The organism is Flavonifractor sp. An112 (genome assembly GCF_904377885.1).
Lineage (GTDB): Bacteria > Bacillota > Clostridia > Oscillospirales > Oscillospiraceae > Flavonifractor > Flavonifractor avicola.
Genome location: NZ_CAJFGT010000004.1, coordinates 25286 through 42870 on the forward strand (window position 1 = coordinate 25286; position 17585 = coordinate 42870).

Genomic DNA, 17585 nt, shown 5'->3' on the forward strand with positions numbered 1-17585 from the left:
TCCGAAACAGGGCCCGCCATCCGGCGGGCCCTGTGCTTTTGGGGCGGCTTACTCCACCGGCTCGTAGCCGTCGCAGCAACAGCCGAACTCTTCCTGCTCCTTCCCATCCTCCGGCCGGGGAAAGGCCAGCAGGGACAGGCCGAACAGCGCCGCCGCCCCCAGAGCAATGACCTGAAGCCGGTGTTCCTCCAGCCAGGGACGGCGCTCCTCCAGAGCGGGCAGCTTGAGGGCGCCCGCGTACAGCAGGGCGGCGCCGCCGCCGCACAGCGCCAGCCGGAGCAGGACCTGCATCTTGTCTGAAATGGGCTCCATGATACCCCTCCTTTGGTTCCAGTATAGCGGAGAAGGAGGGGCTCCATGCCCCGGACTTAAGAAATTGTGGAGAATTGGTTAAGATTTATCCGGCGGCCTTGTATGCGCTGAAAAAATCGGCTATAATGTGACAAGATTTTGGAAATTGTCCGCCCTGAGGGCGGAATTTACAGTATTGAGGGCGACTACATGAAAGGCAAGCAGAAACAGCATCCATCTCCTCAGGCTGTCCCCCGTCCCCGGCGGGATGTGCCCCGGGTGAGCGCCGATCCCAATCTGGGCCTGACCATGGCCCAGGTGCGGGAGCGCCAGCAGAACGGCTGGGCCAACGATCCGGTGGAATCCCCCACCAAGACCGTGGGGCAGATCGTGCGGGCCAACGTCTTTACCTTCTTCAACTTCATCTTTGTGGTGCTGGCCGCTCTGCTGATCTTTGTGGGATCGGTGGAGGACCTTTTGTTCCTGCTCATCGCCATGGCCAACACCGGCATCGGCATTTTGCAGCAGTTGCGCTCCAAGCACACCATTGACAAGCTGAACCTGCTGGCGGCTCCCCGGGCTAACGTGGTGCGGGAGGGGCAGCTGGGCTCGGTGCCCGCCTCCCATCTGGTGCGGGACGACGTGGCCGAGCTGGCCTCCGGCGATCAGATCCCTGCCGACGCCACGGTGCTGGCCGGTCAGGTCCAGGTCAACGAGGCCCTCATTACCGGCGAGGCCGATGCCATTATCAAGCGGCCGGGAGACGCCCTGCTCTCCGGTTCCTTTGTGGTGGCGGGACGCTGCCGGGCCCGGCTGGACCGGGTGGGGGCGGAGTCCTACGCCGCCCGCCTTACCCTGGAGGCCAAAAAGGACGTCACCGTGGGCAAGAGCGAGATGATGTCCTCCCTGGACAAGCTGATCCGGGTCATCGGTATCCTGCTCATCCCCATCGGCATCGCCCTGTTTGCCAAGGAATTTTTCATCGTGGGCCGCACCTTCCAGGAGACGGTGGTGTCCACGGTGGCTGCCCTCATCGGCATGATCCCCGAGGGCCTCTACCTGCTGACCAGCGTGGCTCTGGCGGTGAGCATGATCCGGCTGGCCCAGGGCAAGGTGCTGGCCCAGGATATGAACTGCATCGAGACCCTGGCACGGGTGGATGTGCTGTGCGTGGACAAGACAGGCACCATCACTGAGCCCCGGATGGAGGTGGGCGAGGTGGTGTACCTGGACCCGGAAAAGTACGCCGAGACCGAGGTCACCGAGATCCTCAACGCCTTTTATCAGGTTTCCGAGGCGGACAACGATACTGCCCGGGCCATGCAGAAGAAGTTCCACGGCCGGTCGGCCTGGCACGCGGAAAAGACCATCCCCTTCACCTCCGCCACCAAGTGGAGCGCCGCCGTCTTTCCCGGCCACGGCGCCTATCTGGTGGGCGCTCCCGAGTTCATCCTGGGGCCCCGGTACGGGGATCTGAAGGAGCAGGTGGACCCCTGGTCCGCCAAGGGCTACCGGGTGCTGTTGGCCGCAGAATACCAGGGGATGCCCGACCAGAAGGGGCTGGACCCACGGCGGGTGTGCCCCATGGCCCTGGTACTGCTGTCCAACCGGGTGCGGGAATCGGCGCCCAAGACCTTCCAGTTCTTTGCCGAGCAGAAGGTGGCCGTTAAGGTCATTTCCGGCGATAACCCGGTGACGGTGGCCGAGGTGGCCCGTCAGGCGGGCATCCAGGGGGCGGACCGCTATGTGGACGCCGCCACCCTCCACTCCGATGCCGACATGGACCGGGCGGTGCGGGAATTTACCGTGTTCGGCCGGGTCACCCCCGACCAGAAGCGCAAGCTGGTCCAGGCCCTCCAGCGGGCGGGTCACACCGTGGCCATGACCGGCGACGGCGTCAACGACGTACTGGCCCTGAAGGACGCCGACTGCGGCATTGCCATGGCTTCCGGTGCGGAGGCCGCCTGCCACGCCGCCCAGCTGGTGCTCCTTAACTCCGACTTTGCCGCCATGCCCAAGGTGGTGGCCGAGGGCCGCCGGGTCATCAATAACATCCAGCGGGCCGCCGCCCTCTATCTGGTGAAAAACATCTTCTCCTTTTTCCTGTCTATCATCTCCCTGTTCGCCACCTTCCCCTACCCGGTGACCCCGCTGCAGATCTCCTTCCTCAGCGCCGTCACCATCGGCGTGCCCTCCCTCTTCCTGGCTCTGGAGCCCAACCACGCCCTGGTAAAGGGAAAATTTCTTACCAACGTGTTCCGGGCAGCCCTGCCCGGCGGCCTCACCGACCTGATCATCGTGCTGGGGCTGGAGGCCTTCTATCTGGTCTTTGGCTTTACCACCGATGAGTTGTCCACTATGTCTACCATCCTGCTGGTGGTCATCGGCCTGCTGGTGCTCTATCAGGTGTGTAAGCCCTTCGACTGGAAGCGGCGGGTACTGATGATCGCCATGTCTGCCTCCTCCGCGGTGGCCATCATCTGGTTCGGGGCCAGCTTTGGCCTGAGCCAGCTGACCATCCAGTCCTTCCTGGTGCTGGTGGTGTTCCTGTGCCTGTCCTACCCGGTGATGAACGTGCTGCTGAAGGTATGTCAGTACGGCGCCCTGCTGTGGGACAAGGCCAGACATATGAGGCGCCGCACATGAGTCTGACGGTACGGCCCTACCGTCCGTCGGACTGCCCCATTCTGGCGGAGCTCTTTTATCAGACGGTTCATGGGGTGTGCGGACAGGACTACACCCCGGAGCAGCTGGATGCCTGGGCCGACGGACAGGTGGATCTGGCGGCCTGGGATGCCTCCTTTCAGGCCCACACTACTTTGGTGGCGGAGTGGGACGGGATGGTGGCTGGCTTTGCCGATCTGGCCGACGACGGCTACCTGGACCGGCTCTATGTCCATAAGGATCTCCAGGGCCGGGGGATTGCCACCGCCCTGTGCGACGGCCTGCCCGGCGCCCGGCTGACCCATGCTTCTCTTACCGCCCGGCCCTTCTTTGAACACCGGGGCTGGCGGGTGGAGCGGGAGCAGCAGGTGGAGCGCCATGGGGTCAAATTGACCAATTTTGTCATGGCACGGGAACCGGCCCGTGCGCCCATATGACAAGAAATTACCTTTACTTTTCCCCTGAACCCTGATATAATGAGCGGAGAATTGAATTGTATCCGCAGTTGCGGCAGTGCCGCGAAAGGGGAAGCCGGTGCAAATCCGGCGCAGTCTTACCTCTACTGTAAGCGTGGACGAAGGCGCGAATACCATTGGCCCGTTGGGCTGAGAAGGTGCGCCGGAGGAGGAAACGCAAGCCAGGAGACCCGCTGCAGGGATACCGTATTGCGTAGCTCTGAGGTGGAGAGGTGCGGCATTTTTTCATTGAAAAAGGCCCTCCCCAAAGCTGGGGAGGGCCTTTTTGTGTCGAAGGAGGCGGTCTGGTGCTGGAACTGTATATCCCGGTGGGGAACAAGCAGCTGCGCTGCGGCTATACCACCGGCACTTGTGCCGCCGCCGCTACAGCCGGGGCGGTCCGGCTGCTGCTTACCGGGGAGGCTTTGCCCGCAGTGCGGGTGGATACCCCTGCGGGGATCACGGTGGAGGCTGAACTGCTGGAGCAGTCCGCCGGAACCGGCTGGGCCAGCTGTGCCGTCCGGAAGGACGGCGGGGACGATCCGGATGTGACAAACGGTACCCTGATTTTTGCCCGGGCGGAAAAAACCGGCGCCCCCGGCATTATCATCGACGGCGGTACCGGCGTGGGCCGGGTGACCCGGCCCGGGCTGGACCAGCCGGTAGGCGCAGCTGCCATCAACTCCACCCCCCGGATGATGATCCGGCACCAGGCGGAGGAGGAGATGGCCAGGGCGGGCTATACCGGCGGGCTGTCCATCACCATTTCGGTTCCGGAGGGAGAGACGCTGGCCGCCCACACCTTCAACCCCCGTCTGGGTATTGAAGGGGGCATCTCCATCCTGGGCACCAGCGGTATCGTCCGCCCCATGAGCGAGGCCGCCCTCATCGACTCCCTCTACCTGGAGCAGGATATAGCCAAAGCCGCAGGCGTGACCGAGCTGCTGGTCACCCCCGGCAACTACGGGGACTCCTTCGCGGAGGGGACTCTGGGCCTGGACTTGACCCACCGCTGCACCTGCAGCAACTATCTGGGTCACGCCATCGACCACGCTGCCGGGCTGGGCTTCCGATCCTTCCTGCTGGTGGGCCACCTGGGCAAGCTGATTAAAGTGGCGGCGGGGAACATGAACACCCACTCCAAGGTGGCCGACGGCCGGCGGGAGACCCTCACCGCCCACGCTGCCCTGGCGGGCGGGAGCCCGGCGCTGCTGAAAGCCCTCTTTGCCTGCCCCACCACCGATGCCGGGGTGGAGCTGCTGAAAGAGGAGGGGCTGCTGGAGCCGGTGATGGCCTCCATTGCCCAGGCCCTGGAGGAGGTATTGCACCACCGGGCCGGACCCGATCTGGCCATTGAGGCGGTGTTCTTCTCCAACCAGTACGGACTGCTGGGCAAGACAACAGGGGCCGGGAAATTGCTGGCCCTGCATCAATATCAATCGTAGGGGCGGCCTTTACGGCCGCCCGCCGGTACAGATAGGAGTTTCGATTATGGTACATTTCATCGGCGCGGGCCCCGGTGGGGCCGATCTCATCACCGTGCGGGGCGCCAGGCTGCTGGGGGAGGCGGATGTGATCATCTACGCCGGTTCCCTGGTGAACCCCGCCCTGCTGGATTATAAAAAGGAAGGCTGCCAGGTCTATGACAGCGCCAAGATGACCCTGGAAGAGGTCATCGAGGTGATGAAGGAGACCGAGGCCAGGGGGGGCACTACCGTCCGGCTCCATACCGGCGATCCCTCTCTGTACGGCGCCCACCGGGAGCAGATGGATGAGCTGGATCAGCTGGGCATCTCTTACGATGTGACCCCCGGCGTGTCCTCCTTCTCCGGAGCGGCTGCTGCCCTCTGCGCGGAGTATACTCTGCCCGATGTATCACAGTCGGTTATCATCACCCGCATGGCGGGCCGCACCCCGGTGCCTGAGGGGGAGCAGCTGCGGAAGATGGCCTCCCACGGCTGCACCATGGTGCTCTTCTTGTCCACCGGCCTGCTGGAGCAGGTGGAGGAGGAGCTGATGGCGGGGGGCTATGCGCCCGATACCCCGGCGGCCATCGTGTACAAGGCTACCTGGCCGGAGGAAAAGGTGTACCGCTGCACCGTGTCCACCCTGGCGAAAACCGCCAAGGAGAACCATGTAACCAAGACGGCCCTCATTACCATCGGTTATTTTCTGGGGGATGATTACCAGCGGTCCAAGCTGTACGACCCCACCTTTACCCATGAATTCCGGGAGGCCAGCAAGTGACGGCGGCCATCATTGCCTTTACCCGGCGGGGGGCGGCTTTGGGCCGTACCCTGGCTGACGCGCTGGAGGCCACCCTCCATGTGCCTGCCCGGTTCGCCCCTGAAGTGGGGGCGGAGGCCTATGACAGCCTGGAGGGCTGGACGGAAAAAGCCTGGACCGAAGCGGACGCTTTGATCTTTGTGGGAGCGGCAGGCATCGCCGTCCGGGCCATTGCCCCCCATGTGAGGGATAAATTTACCGACCCCGCCGTGATAAGCGTGGACGAGACGGGGCGGTTTGCCATCCCCCTGCTGTCCGGTCATGTGGGAGGGGCCAATGAGCTGGCGGTGAAGGTGGCCGCCCTTACCGGCGGTCAGGCGGCGGTGTCCACCGCCACCGACGTCAACGGCCTGTTCGCCGTGGACGTGTGGGCCAGGGAGCGGGACATGGTCATCACCGACCGGGTGCTGGCCAAGGAGATCTCCGCCGCTCTGCTGGAGGGGAAGGGCGTGGGCTTTGCCAGCGACTTTGACCACCCCTGCCCGGCGGGACTGACTCGCGGCCCGGCGGAGCTGGGTGTGTGGGTCACCTACCGGAGGGAAAAGGGACCCTTTTCCCGAACCCTGCGGCTGGCCCCTAAGGGGCTGGTCCTGGGCATTGGCTGCCGGAGAGGAACTCCCATGGAGACCATCCAGACGGCGGTGGATGAGGCCCTGTCCGGCTATGAAGCCCAGGCGGTGACCCAGGTGGCCACCATTGATCTGAAAGAAAACGAGCCCGGCCTGCTGGCCTTCTGTGCCGCCCATAACCTGCCCCTGTCCGTCTTTTCGGCGGTGGAGCTGGAACAGGCGGAGGGAACCTTCACCCCATCCGCCTTTGTGGCCCATATCACCGGGGTGGACAACGTGTGCGAGCGGGCGGCAGTGTGTGCCGGAGGGACTATTCTGGTGCCCAAGCAGGCAAAAAACGGCGTCACCGTGGCGGTGGCGGGAAGGAAGATCCTATGAAAAAAGTAACTGTCATCGGACTGGGCCCCGGCGGGGGCGCCGACCTCACCGGCCGTGCCCGGGCCGCTTTGGAAGGGTGCGACCTGATCGTGGGCTATACCGCCTATATTGAACTGGTCAAGCCGGATTTCCCGGAGAAAGAGGTGCTGTCCACCGGGATGCGCCGGGAGGTGGACCGCTGCCGGGCTGCCGTGGAGGCCGCCCTCACCGGCAAGGACGTGGCGGTGGTGTGCTCCGGCGATTCCGGCGTGTACGGCATGGCGGGGCTCATCTACGAGGTGGCCCAGGAGTATGACCCCATCGAGATCGAAGTGGTGCCCGGCATCACCGCCGCCTGCGGCGGCGCCGCTGTGCTGGGCGCCCCCCTGACCCACGACTTCGCGGTGATCTCCCTGTCCGATCTGCTCACCCCCTGGGAGAAGATTGAGAAGCGTTTGAGCGCCGCCGCCCAGGCGGACTTCGTCATCTGCCTCTACAACCCCTCCAGCCGGAACCGGCCCGACTATCTGCAGCGGGCCTGCGACATCCTGCTGCGGGATAAGGACCCGGAGACCGTGTGCGGTACCGTCCGCAACATCGGCCGGGAAGGGGAGGAGTGCAAGCTCCTCACCCTGGCCCAGCTGCGGGACACCCAGGTGGATATGTTCACCACCGTGTTCATCGGCAATAGCCAGACCAAGGTGCTGGGCGGTAAGATGGTAACTCCCCGTGGCTACCTCCAGCGGGGGGGATAAGATGAATATCCTGCTCTTCGGCGGCACCGGCGAGGGGAGAGAGCTGGCCCAGTGGCTGCTGGACCAGAAGATCCCCACCCTGGTGTGTGTGGCCACCGAGTACGGCGAGACCCTCCTGCCTCCTGAGGCGGAGGCCCATGTGGGCCGGATGGACCGGGAGGAGATGGAGAAGCTGATGGCCTCCCGCCCCTTCACCCATGTGGTGGACGCCACCCACCCCTACGCTGTGGAGGTGACCGTCAACATCAAGGCGGCGGCGGAAGGGGCCGGTCTGCCCCTCCTTCGGCTGGTGCGCCAGTCCGACGGAGAGGACCTGTGCCACAAGGCGGGAGACATGGCCGGGGCGGCGTATATGCTGGAGCGGTTGCCGGGTAATGTGCTGCTCACCACCGGCAGCAAGGAGCTGGACGCCTTTGCCAAGCCCGGTCTGGTAGAGCGGTGCTATCCCCGGGTACTGCCCATGGCGGACTCCCTGGACCGCTGCCTGAAGCTGGGTTTTCCGCCCAAAAACATCATCTGTATGCAGGGCCCCTTCTCCAAGGAGCTGAATGTGGCCCTGCTGAAGCAATATCACATCAAGACTCTGGTGACCAAGGACACCGGGGGTTACGGCGGGTTCCGGGAGAAGGCGGAGGCCGCCCGTGAGGCGGGGTGCGCGCTGCTGGTGGTGGAGCGGCCCCGGGCTGAGACCGGCCTGACCCTGGAAGAATGTAAGGAGAAACTGCTGCGGGAGGGAGAAGCATGAAAGTCTATCTCATCGGCATGGGTATGGGCGCCCCCGAGACCATGACGGTGTGGGCGCTGGAGGCCGTCAAGGAGTGCTCCACCCTGGTGGGCGCTCCCCGGCTGCTGGAGCCCTTCCAGGAGAGCCACACCTGCGTCCCCCTCATCGCCGGAAGCGATATCGCTGAATACATCGAAAAGCAGCAGGAGGGTCCCGTCGGGGTGCTCCTGTCCGGGGACACCGGCTTCTACAGCGGAGCCAAAAAGCTGTGGACCCTGCTGGGTAATCACGAGGTTATTACCATCCCCGGCATCTCTTCCCTCAGCTACTTCTGCGCCAAGCTGCACACCAGCTGGCAGGACGTAAAGATCGTCAGCGCCCATGGCCGCAGCCACAACGTGGTGGGGGAGATCCAGCGCAACAGCCGCACCTTCGCCCTCACCGGCGGAGCCACCAAGGCGGAGGACATCTGCAAGGAGCTCACCCGCCGGGGGCTGGGTGGGGTCACTGTCTCGGTGGGAGAGCGGCTGAGCTACCCCGACGAGCGGGTGGTCACCGGTACCGCGGCGGAACTGGCGGGGCAGTCCTTTGCCGATCTGTCTGTGGTGCTGGCGGAGAACCCCGACCCGGTGGTGCGGCCCTTCAACTCCCCCGGCCTGCCCGACGGGGCCTTCCTCCGGGGGGACGTGCCCATGACCAAGGAGGAGGTGCGTACCCTGGCCATCTCCAAGCTGCGGCTGGAGGAGCACCATGTGGTGTGGGACGTGGGCGCCGGTACCGGCTCGGTGTCGGTGGAGTGTGCCCTGGCCTGCCCTGCCGGGCAGGTGTACGCCGTGGAGAAGAAGGAAGAGGCCGTGGCCCTGCTGGAAGAGAACAAGGCCCGGTTCCACACCGGCAATCTGGTGGTGGTGTCCGGTACCGCCCCGGCGGCCTTGGAGGATCTGCCCGAACCCGACCGGGTCTTTCTGGGGGGCACCTCCGGTGAGCTGGAGGAGATTCTGAACATCATCTTCCGGAAAAATCCCGCCGCCCGGGTGGTATGTACCGCCGTCACTCTGGAGACGGTGGCCGAGGCGGCCCGGCTCTTCGCCCCTCTGGAGGGGGCTGACATGGTGCAGGTGGCCGCCACCCGCACCCGGCAGGCGGGCCGATATCATCTCATGGACGCCCAAAATCCGGTGTGGATCTTCTCCGGGGAGGGACGTGTATGAGTACCCCCCGGTTGCTGCTATGCGCCCCCGCCAGCGGAGGGGGCAAAACCACGGTGACCTGCGCCCTTTTGCAGGCCCTGATGGATCGAAAGGTAAATCCTGTGGCCTTTAAATGCGGCCCCGACTACATCGACCCCATGTTCCACAGCAAGGTCATCGGGGCCAAGAGCCGCAACCTGGATCTGTTCTTCCTGGGGGAGGACCGCACCCGGTCCCTGCTGGAGCACAACAGCGTGGGGTCCGGCCTGGCCCTCATCGAGGGAGTCATGGGCTACTACGACGGCATCGCCATGAGCCATGAGGCCAGCGCCTACCATCTGGCCAAAGCCACCCGCACCCCGGCGGTGCTGGTGGTGGACGGCCGGGGGAGCGCTCTCACCCTGTCCGCCGTGGTCCACGGCCTGAAAACCTTCCGGCCGGACAGCGGCATCCGGGGCGTGATCCTCAACCGGGTGTCCCCCATGCTCTACCCCCGGCTGAAGGAATGTATAGAGGCCGAGACCGGCGTCACGGTGTACGGGTTCCTGCCCAGCCTGCCCGACTGTGCGTTGGAGAGCCGCCACCTGGGCCTGGTCACCGCCGACGAGGTGGCGGGCCTGAAGGAGAAGCTGAAAAAGCTGGCCGCCCAGGCGGAGCAAACCATGGATCTGGACGGCCTGCTGGCCCTGGCCGCCTCCGCCCCCGACCTGGACGCCGGGCCTCTGGACCTGCCGGAGCCGGTAGAGGGTACGCCGGTCATCGCGGTAGCCCGGGACAAGGCATTCTGCTTCTACTATGCCGACGGTCTGGAGCTGCTGGAGAAGCTGGGAGCCAGGCTGGTGGAGTTCTCCCCCCTGGAGGGCCAGGCCCTGCCGGAAGGCACTTGCGGCCTCTACCTGGGGGGCGGCTACCCGGAGCTGCTGGCGGAGCAGCTGAGCCAAAATACCGCCATGTTGTCCGCCATCCGGAACGGGGTGGTGGGCGGTCTGCCCACCGTGGCCGAGTGCGGCGGCTTCCTTTACCTCCATGAGATGTTGGAGGATACAAACGGAAAAGACTGGCCCATGGCGGGGATCATTCCCGGCCGGGCCTGGAATACCGGCAAGCTGGGCCGGTTCGGATATGTGACCCTCACCGCCCGTACCCACGGCCTGCTGTGTCAGGCGGGAGAAGAGCTGCCCGCCCACGAGTTCCACTACTGGGACAGCCGGCAGCCCGGCGACAGCTTCCGGGCCCAGAAACCTTTGAGCAATCGTGGTTGGGACTGCGGCGTTCATACCCCTACCCTGTACGCCGGTTTTCCCCACTTTCATTTCTGCGCCAAGCCCCATATGGCCCGTAATTTCGTGGCGGCGGCACGCCGCTATCAACAACAGGAGGCATCGCTATGACACTGGAAGAAGTGGTCCGTTCCATTACCCCCGCCGATCAGAACGCGGCGGCACAGGCCAAAGCCCGCTGGGACTCCATCGCTAAGCCCCTGGGCAGCCTGGGCGCTCTGGAGAGCGCGGTGATCCGCATGGCAGCCATCACCGGCACCCCCAATGTGGACATCTCCAAGCGGGCGGTGGTGGTGATGTGTGCCGACAACGGCGTGGTGGCTGACGGAGTCACTCAGACCGGGCAGGAGGTTACCGCCATCGTGGCGGAGAATATGTCCACCGGTGACACCAGTGTGTGCGCCATGGGCCGGGCCGCCGGGGTGGAGATCGTGCCGGTGGATATCGGCGTGGCCACCCCCCTCCATGGAGAGAGGATCTTGCAGAGAAACATCTGCCGGGGCACCGCCAACCTGTCCCAGGGTCCCGCCATGACTCGGGAGGAGGCGGAGCGGGCCATCCTGGTGGGGGTGGAGGTGGCCCGTGACCTGTGTACCCAGGGTGTACGCCTGCTGGGCACCGGGGAAATGGGCATCGGCAACACCACCACATCTTCCGCCGTGGCCGCTGTATTTTTGAATAAAGAGCCGGAGGTCATGACCGGCCGGGGCGCCGGCCTGTCCAGCGAGGGCCTGGTGCGGAAGATCCACGCCATTGAGCAGGGCATCGCCGTCAACCGGCCCGACCCCAGCGATCCCATCGACGTGCTCCACAAGGTGGGCGGCCTGGATCTGGCGGGCCTGGCGGGCGTGTTCCTGGGCGGTGCTATGTGCCATGTGCCGGTGCTGGTGGACGGCTTTATCTCCTCGGTGGCCGCCCTCATCGCCGCGAGGATCTGTCCCATCTGCAAGGACTATATGCTGGGTTCCCACGCCTCCGACGAGCCGGCCAGCAAGCTGGTGCTGGGCGAGCTGGGTCTGGAGCCCTTCCTCTATGCCGGTATGCGGCTGGGAGAGGGCACCGGCGCGGTGGCAGTGATGCCCCTGCTGGACATGGGCCTGGCGGTGTACCGGGAGATGACCACCTTTGAGGCCACGGATATTGAGGCATACCAGCCTCTTACCTGAGGTTTTTGTGATTTGTAGGGGCGGGTGTCCACACCCGCCCGTTGGAAGGGAGGAATCACCATGTTAATCCTGGTTTCCGGCGGCTCGGCCAGCGGGAAGTCGGAATTTGCCGAGAAGCTGGTGACCTCCTCCGGCCTGGGAAAGCGGATCTACCTGGCTACCATGCAGGTGTGGGACGCCGAGAGCGTCCGCCGGGTGGAGCGCCACCGGCAGATGCGTGCCGGCAAGGGCTTTGAGACGGTGGAATGTCCCACCAATCTGGCGGACATCATATTGCCTCCCGGCTGTGCCGTGCTGCTGGAGGACCTGTCCAACCTGTGCGCCAACGAGTACTTTTCCCCCGACGGAAAGGACGGCGCTCTGGACCGGGTGCTCTCCGGCATCCGCCGGGCGGCGGAGCAGGCGGAGCTGCTGGTGGTGGTCACCAACGAGCTCTTTTCCGACGGCATGGATTACGACCCCGTCACCCTGGACTATCTGTCGGTGCTGGGGGAACTGAATCGCCGGGTAGCCGCCCTGGCGGGACAGGTCTACGAAGTGGTGTGCGGCATCCCCGTGGCGTGGAAAGGAGAACGTGCGTGAAAAGTCTCATCATTGCCTTTGCCATGTACTCCAAGGTCCCCATGCCCCGGGTAGACTGGGAGAAGAAGGCCCTGTCCTGGGCCCTGTGCTTCTTCCCCCTGGTGGGAGCGGTCATCGGTGCGGTGCTGTACGGCTGGATGGCCCTGGCCCGGTACCTGGGCTTCGGCCCCCTCTTCTTCGCCGCCTTCGCCTTGCTCATCCCCATCGCCCTCAGCGGAGGCATCCATCTGGACGGCTTCTGCGATACCTGCGACGCCCTGTCCTCCCACCAGAGCCGGGAGCGCAAGCTGGAGATTTTGAAGGATTCCCACACCGGGGCCTTTGCCATCATCTGCTGCGGGCTCTACCTGCTGGTATTTTTCGCCTGCTGGAGTGAGGTGGCGGCAGCGGGGCGGGCCGCATTGGTGCTGGCGTTGGGGCCGGTGCTCTCCCGCAGCCTGTCCGGTCTCTTTGCCGTTACCCTGCCCAACGCCCGGGGCACCGGCCTGCTGGCCACCTTTACCGACACCATGGATACCGCCAAGGCCCGTGGCGTCATGGTGATCTGGGTGGTGGCCTGCGTGGCCGCCATGCTGTGGCTGGACCTGTGGACCGGCGGCGCCGCCCTGCTGGGGGCAGGACTGGCCTGCCTGTACTATCGGGTCATGAGCCAGCGGCAGTTTGGAGGCGTCACCGGCGATCTGGCTGGCTTCTTCCTCCAGATCTGCGAGCTGGGCATGGTGCTGATGGTGGCTGTGGTCCAGAAAATCGAGGTGTTGGTATGATACTCATCATTGGCGGCGCGGGCCAGGGCAAGTTGGACTATGTGCTGCAAAAAACCGGATATACCTCCGACCAGGTGGCCCATACCCCGGAGGAGGCCAAACAGAAGCCCGTCTTTGACGGCCTGGAACAGTGGCCCCACCTGGACGAGGAGGAGCTGCTGACCGCCAATCCCGACCTGATCCTCATCTGCGACGAGGTGGGCTGCGGCGTGGTACCCATCGACCCGGACCAGCGGGCCTGGCGGGAGGACGTGGGGCGGCTGTGCTGCCGTCTGGCCAAGCGGGCGGAGCGGGTGGAGCGCATTTTCTGCGGCCTGCCCATGACCCTGAAAGGAGACAAACCATGGAACTGATCCTCATTCGGCACGGAACCACCAAGGGCAACCTGGAGAAGCGGTTCATTGGTATGCTGGATGTACCGCTGGCTCCCCAGGGGGAGGAGCTGGCCCGTCAGGTGGGGCCCACCCTGCCCCGTGTGGAGCACATCTACCGCTCTCCCCTGATGCGGTGCCGCCAGACGGCTCAGCTGCTGTGGCCGGGGGTGGAGACCACCGTGATCGAAGAGCTGCGGGAGACCGACTTCGGCCCCTTTGAGGGCAAAAACCACGAGGAGCTGAAGGACGATCCCCTGTATCAGGCCTGGATCGGCCAGGGCGACCGTTTGAACTTTGCTGCTATGCCGGTAGGGGAGACCGCCGAGCAGGTGGTGGAGCGGGTATCCGTCGGCCTTAAGAAGCTGACGGAGGACGCCGCCGCCCGCGGCTTTGAGCGGGTGGGCGTGGTGTCCCACGGCGGGGCGCTGATGGGCCTGCTGTCCAAGTATGGCCGCCCGGAGCGGGAGTATTACGGCTGGATGTGCCCCAACTGCGGTGGCTTCCGTATGGCCCTGGACCCGGATACCCTGGAACTGACGGTGCTGGAGGAGTACAAAGGATGAGTTGGTGGATCAGTCATTTGACGGCGCTGCTCATTGGCTTCTGCCTGGACCTGCTGCTGGGGGACCCCCACTGGGCTCCCCACCCGGTGCGGGCCATCGGTGCCCTGATCTCCGGGTTGGAAAAGGTGCTGCGGAAGCTCTTCCCCAAGTCCCACGGTGGTGAGCTGGTAGGGGGCGTGGTGCTGGTGCTCCTCACCCTGGCGATCCCCACCGGTCTGACGGTATTGCTGCTGTGGGGGTGCTGGCTGGTCAGCCCCTGGCTGGCTCTGGCGGTGGAGAGCGTGATCAGCTACCAGCTGCTAGCCACCAAGTCCCTGGCCGTTGAGAGCCGAAAGGTATACGATGCCCTGAAGACCGGGGACATGGACAAGGCCCGGTACGCCGTCTCCATGATCGTGGGCCGGGACACCGACCGGCTGGACGAGGCCGGGGTAACCAAGGCGGCGGTAGAGACGGTGGCGGAAAACGCCTCCGACGGCGTCATCGCCCCCCTCATCTTCCTGGCCATCGGCGGCGCGCCCCTGGGTATGTTCTATAAGGCCGCCAACACCATGGACTCCATGGTGGGCTATAAAAACGACAAATATCTCTACTTTGGCCGGGCGGCGGCCAGGTGGGACGACATTCTGAACTTCATTCCCGCCCGCATCTCCGGTGTGCTCATGTGCCTGGGGGCTGTGGCGGCGGGGTACGATGGGAAGAATGCCTGGCGCATTTTCAAGCGGGACCGGAAGAAGCACAAGTCCCCCAATTCCGCCCACACCGAGGCGGTCTGTGCCGGTGCCCTCCAGCTCCGTCTGGTGGGGCCCAGCTGGTACTTCGGCAAGCTGGTGGAGAAGCCCACCATCGGGGACGATCAGCGGCCCCCTGAGCCCCTGGATATCCTGCGGGCGGGCCGGATCCTGTACGCTACCGCCTTCTTCGCCCTGCTGCTCTTCTGCGGGGTGCCACTGCTGATTTTATTGTTCCCCTGAGGGCGGATGCCCACTTTGTCCACGAAAAGGAGCGTTGTTATGCCAGTCTACACCCACGGCGGGGATATCCTCACCGCCCAGACCGCCTACGGCGGGGAGGTCCTGGACTTTTCCGCCAACCTGAACCCCCTGGGGATGCCTGCCCCGGTGGCGGAGGCGGCCCGGCAGGCGGTGGACCAGTCGGCCTGCTACCCGGACCCCCTGTGCCGGGACCTGCGGCGGGCCATTGCCGCCCACGACGGGGTGGGGGAGGAGCAGGTGGTGTGCGGCAACGGAGCCGCCGACCTGATCTTCCGATTGGTGTTTGCGCTGAAACCGAAAAAGGCCCTGGTCACTGCTCCCAGTTTCTCCGAGTATGAGGAGGCCCTGACCTGCGTGGGCTGCCAGGTGGCCCGGTACACCCTGGATCAGGATAAAAACTTCGACCTGGACGCGGGCTTCGTGGACGCTATCGAATCGGACACCGACCTGGTGTTCCTGTGTACCCCCAACAACCCCACCGGGCGGCTGATCGATCAGGACCTGCTGAAAGCAGTAGTGACACGGTGTGGTGCTGTGGGCGCGGTGCTGGTGGTGGACGAGTGCTTCCTGCCTCTGGCCACCGGCGGGCCGGGGCTGGCCCCCTGGCTGGCCAACCACCCCCAGTTGGTGCTGCTGCGGGCCTTCACCAAGAGTTACGCCATGGCGGGGCTGCGGCTGGGCTACTGCCTGACGGCCAACGAGGGACTGCGGGAGCAGCTGGGCAAATTCGCCCAGCCCTGGAGTGTGTCCACCCCCGCTCAGGCGGCAGGCGTGGCGGCCCTGACTTGCTGCCCCCACTGGCCGGCGGAGGGCAGACGCTTTGTGGAGGAGGCCCGGCCCGGTCTGGCCGCCGGTCTGACGGCGGCGGGCTGTACCGTGATCCCCGGGCAGGCCAACTATCTCCTGTTCCGGCTGCCCGGTGTGGCCAATCTGAAAGAAAGACTGCTGGAGCGGGGGGTGCTCATCCGCTCCTGCGCCAACTACTACGGCCTGGGCCCCGACTGGTACCGGGTGTGCGTCCGGGGCGAAGAAGAAAACCGGCGGCTGCTGGCCGCCCTCAGCGAGGTGCAGTGATGGCAAAGGCAATTATGATCCAGGGTACCGCCTCCAACGCCGGCAAGTCTCTGCTGGCGGCGGGGCTGTGCCGCATCTTCAAGCAGGACGGCTACAAGGTGGCCCCATTCAAGTCCCAGAACATGGCCCTCAACTCTGCCATCACCCCCGACGGGCTGGAGATGGGCCGTGCCCAGGTCATGCAGGCCCAGGCGGCAGGTGTGGCCCCCGACGTGCGGATGAACCCCATTCTCCTGAAGCCCACCAGCGATGTGGGCTCCCAGGTTATCGTCAACGGCATTCCCCGGGGTACTATGAAGGCGGGAGATTACTTCAAGTATAAGAAAAACCTGATTCCCGACGTGATGGAGGCTTATTCCTCTCTGGGGTCGGAGTATGATATCATCGTCATCGAGGGGGCGGGCAGCCCGGCGGAGATCAACCTGAAAGAGGACGATCTGGTCAACATGGGTATGGCCCGCATGGCAAAGGCCCCCGTGCTGCTGTGCGGCGACATCGACCGGGGCGGCGTGTTTGCTTCCCTCTACGGCACGGTGAAGCTGCTGGACCCGGACGAGCAGGAGATGATCAAGGGCCTTATCATCAACAAGTTCCGGGGCGATGTGGAGATTCTCCGCCCCGGCCTCACCCAGCTGGAGGAACTGGCGGGCAAGCCGGTGCTGGGGGTGGTGCCCATGCTGGAGGTGGACGTGGACGACGAGGACTCCCTGTCCGCCCGATTGTCCAGATCCGGTAAAGTTGGCCTGGTGGACGTGGCGGTGATCCGCCTGCCCCGGCTCAGTAATTTTACCGACTTCAACCCCCTGGAGCGGATGGAGGAGGTCTCCCTCCGCTATGTGGGGAGCGCAGGGGAACTGGGCCACCCCGATCTCATCATCCTGCCCGGCACCAAGAACACTATGGACGACCTGCGGTGGCTGCGGCAGAGCGGCCTGGAGGGCGCAATTCTGAAGCACGCCGCCAAGGGCGGCGCGGTCATCGGAATCTGCGGCGGCTATCAGATGCTGGGCAATACCGTCTCCGACCCTGATGGGGTGGAGGGAGGCGGCACCCTGGCGGGGCTGGGCCTGCTGCCCTCTGAGACCGTGTTCCAGGGCGAAAAGACCCGCACCCGGGTGACCGGAACCTTTGTCCAGGCCGGGGGCATCTTCGCTCCTATGGCCGGTGTGGCCTTTGAGGGCTACGAGATCCATATGGGCAAGACGGAGAGCGCCGCCGCCCCGCTGGTGCAGTTTGCCACCCAGACCGGGGAGGAGCACACCGACGGCCTCAGCAATGGCAACGTGTGGGGCTGCTACGTCCACGGCATCTTTGACAAGGCCGGCGTGGCCGAGGCCCTGGTGAATGCCCTGATGAAGGCCAAGGGCCTGGAGGGCCAGGCCGCCAGTGTGGACTGGCAGGAGTACGCCCAGCGGCAGTATGACAAGCTGGCGGACGGTTTGCGGGCCAGTCTGGACATGGAGCGGATCTACCGCATCCTGAACGGGGAGGAATGA

General features: G+C 64.9%; 18 protein-coding genes and 1 riboswitch. Of the genes, 17 read left to right on the forward strand and 1 reads right to left on the reverse strand.

What is annotated here, in order from left to right:
* Window positions 1–48: 48 nt before the first annotated feature.
* Window positions 49–312, reverse strand: coding sequence for a hypothetical protein (locus IHN22_RS01060; protein ID WP_191433093.1), 264 nt, complete (start codon window positions 310–312; stop codon window positions 49–51).
* A 189-nt stretch (window positions 313–501) separates the two neighbouring features.
* Here IHN22_RS01060 and IHN22_RS01065 point away from each other — a divergent pair, with 189 nt between their 5' ends.
* The 17 genes from IHN22_RS01065 (at window position 502) to IHN22_RS01145 (ending at window position 17585) form a co-directional block, all read left to right on the forward strand.
* Window positions 502–2937 carry a cation-translocating P-type ATPase gene (locus IHN22_RS01065; RefSeq protein ID WP_191433094.1) on the forward strand — a complete coding sequence of 812 codons (2436 nt, stop codon included), beginning with the start codon at window positions 502–504 and terminating at the stop codon, window positions 2935–2937.
* Window positions 2938–2939: 2 nt separating this feature from the next.
* Complete coding sequence (locus tag IHN22_RS01070) at window positions 2940–3392, forward strand: GNAT family N-acetyltransferase (protein ID WP_191433123.1); 453 nt, start codon at window positions 2940–2942, stop codon at window positions 3390–3392.
* A 48-nt stretch (window positions 3393–3440) separates the two neighbouring features.
* Window positions 3441–3624, forward strand: a riboswitch (cobalamin riboswitch).
* Between the two features lie 94 nt (window positions 3625–3718).
* Window positions 3719–4855, forward strand: a complete 1137-nt coding sequence (gene cbiD, locus IHN22_RS01075; protein ID WP_365813481.1) for a cobalt-precorrin-5B (C(1))-methyltransferase CbiD — start codon at window positions 3719–3721, stop codon at window positions 4853–4855.
* 46 nt (window positions 4856–4901) lie between these two features.
* Entirely contained in the window at window positions 4902–5657 is a 756-nt protein-coding gene (gene cobM, locus IHN22_RS01080; RefSeq protein WP_191433095.1) for a precorrin-4 C(11)-methyltransferase, read from the forward strand.
* The gene (locus IHN22_RS01085; RefSeq protein WP_191433096.1) at window positions 5654–6643 is read left to right on the forward strand and encodes a cobalt-precorrin 5A hydrolase; all 990 of its coding nucleotides are present in this window, start codon (window positions 5654–5656) and stop codon (window positions 6641–6643) included. Before cobM ends, IHN22_RS01085 begins: the two co-directional genes overlap by 4 nt.
* Window positions 6640–7377 (forward strand): precorrin-3B C(17)-methyltransferase, encoded by a 738-nt coding sequence (gene cobJ, locus IHN22_RS01090; RefSeq protein WP_191433097.1) that lies wholly within the window; start codon window positions 6640–6642, stop codon window positions 7375–7377. Before IHN22_RS01085 ends, cobJ begins: the two co-directional genes overlap by 4 nt.
* Window position 7378: 1 nt before the next feature.
* Window positions 7379–8122 (forward strand): precorrin-6A reductase, encoded by a 744-nt coding sequence (gene cobK / locus IHN22_RS01095; RefSeq protein ID WP_191433098.1) that lies wholly within the window; start codon window positions 7379–7381, stop codon window positions 8120–8122.
* A complete protein-coding gene (gene cbiE, locus IHN22_RS01100; protein ID WP_191433099.1) occupies window positions 8119–9312 on the forward strand; it encodes a precorrin-6y C5,15-methyltransferase (decarboxylating) subunit CbiE in 1194 nt (397 codons plus the stop codon). Before cobK ends, cbiE begins: the two co-directional genes overlap by 4 nt.
* Window positions 9309–10682 (forward strand): cobyrinate a,c-diamide synthase, encoded by a 1374-nt coding sequence (locus IHN22_RS01105; protein WP_191433100.1) that lies wholly within the window; start codon window positions 9309–9311, stop codon window positions 10680–10682. Before cbiE ends, IHN22_RS01105 begins: the two co-directional genes overlap by 4 nt.
* Window positions 10679–11737, forward strand: coding sequence for a nicotinate-nucleotide--dimethylbenzimidazole phosphoribosyltransferase (gene cobT, locus IHN22_RS01110; protein WP_191433101.1), 1059 nt, complete (start codon window positions 10679–10681; stop codon window positions 11735–11737). The genes IHN22_RS01105 and cobT overlap by 4 nt, the downstream gene beginning before the upstream one ends.
* Before the next feature lie 60 nt (window positions 11738–11797).
* Window positions 11798–12319 (forward strand): bifunctional adenosylcobinamide kinase/adenosylcobinamide-phosphate guanylyltransferase, encoded by a 522-nt coding sequence (locus IHN22_RS01115; RefSeq protein WP_191433102.1) that lies wholly within the window; start codon window positions 11798–11800, stop codon window positions 12317–12319.
* Entirely contained in the window at window positions 12316–13083 is a 768-nt protein-coding gene (locus IHN22_RS01120) for an adenosylcobinamide-GDP ribazoletransferase (RefSeq protein ID WP_191433103.1), read from the forward strand. Before IHN22_RS01115 ends, IHN22_RS01120 begins: the two co-directional genes overlap by 4 nt.
* Complete coding sequence (locus IHN22_RS01125) at window positions 13080–13436, forward strand: bifunctional adenosylcobinamide kinase/adenosylcobinamide-phosphate guanylyltransferase (RefSeq protein ID WP_191433104.1); 357 nt, start codon at window positions 13080–13082, stop codon at window positions 13434–13436. Before IHN22_RS01120 ends, IHN22_RS01125 begins: the two co-directional genes overlap by 4 nt.
* The gene (locus tag IHN22_RS01130) at window positions 13427–14020 is read left to right on the forward strand and encodes a histidine phosphatase family protein (protein WP_191433105.1); all 594 of its coding nucleotides are present in this window, start codon (window positions 13427–13429) and stop codon (window positions 14018–14020) included. The genes IHN22_RS01125 and IHN22_RS01130 overlap by 10 nt, the downstream gene beginning before the upstream one ends.
* The gene (cbiB, locus tag IHN22_RS01135) at window positions 14017–14994 is read left to right on the forward strand and encodes an adenosylcobinamide-phosphate synthase CbiB (protein WP_191433106.1); all 978 of its coding nucleotides are present in this window, start codon (window positions 14017–14019) and stop codon (window positions 14992–14994) included. The genes IHN22_RS01130 and cbiB overlap by 4 nt, the downstream gene beginning before the upstream one ends.
* Window positions 14995–15033: 39 nt before the next feature.
* Window positions 15034–16089, forward strand: a complete 1056-nt coding sequence (cobD, locus tag IHN22_RS01140; protein WP_191433107.1) for a threonine-phosphate decarboxylase CobD — start codon at window positions 15034–15036, stop codon at window positions 16087–16089.
* Window positions 16089–17585 (forward strand): cobyric acid synthase, encoded by a 1497-nt coding sequence (locus IHN22_RS01145; protein ID WP_191433108.1) that lies wholly within the window; start codon window positions 16089–16091, stop codon window positions 17583–17585. Before cobD ends, IHN22_RS01145 begins: the two co-directional genes overlap by 1 nt.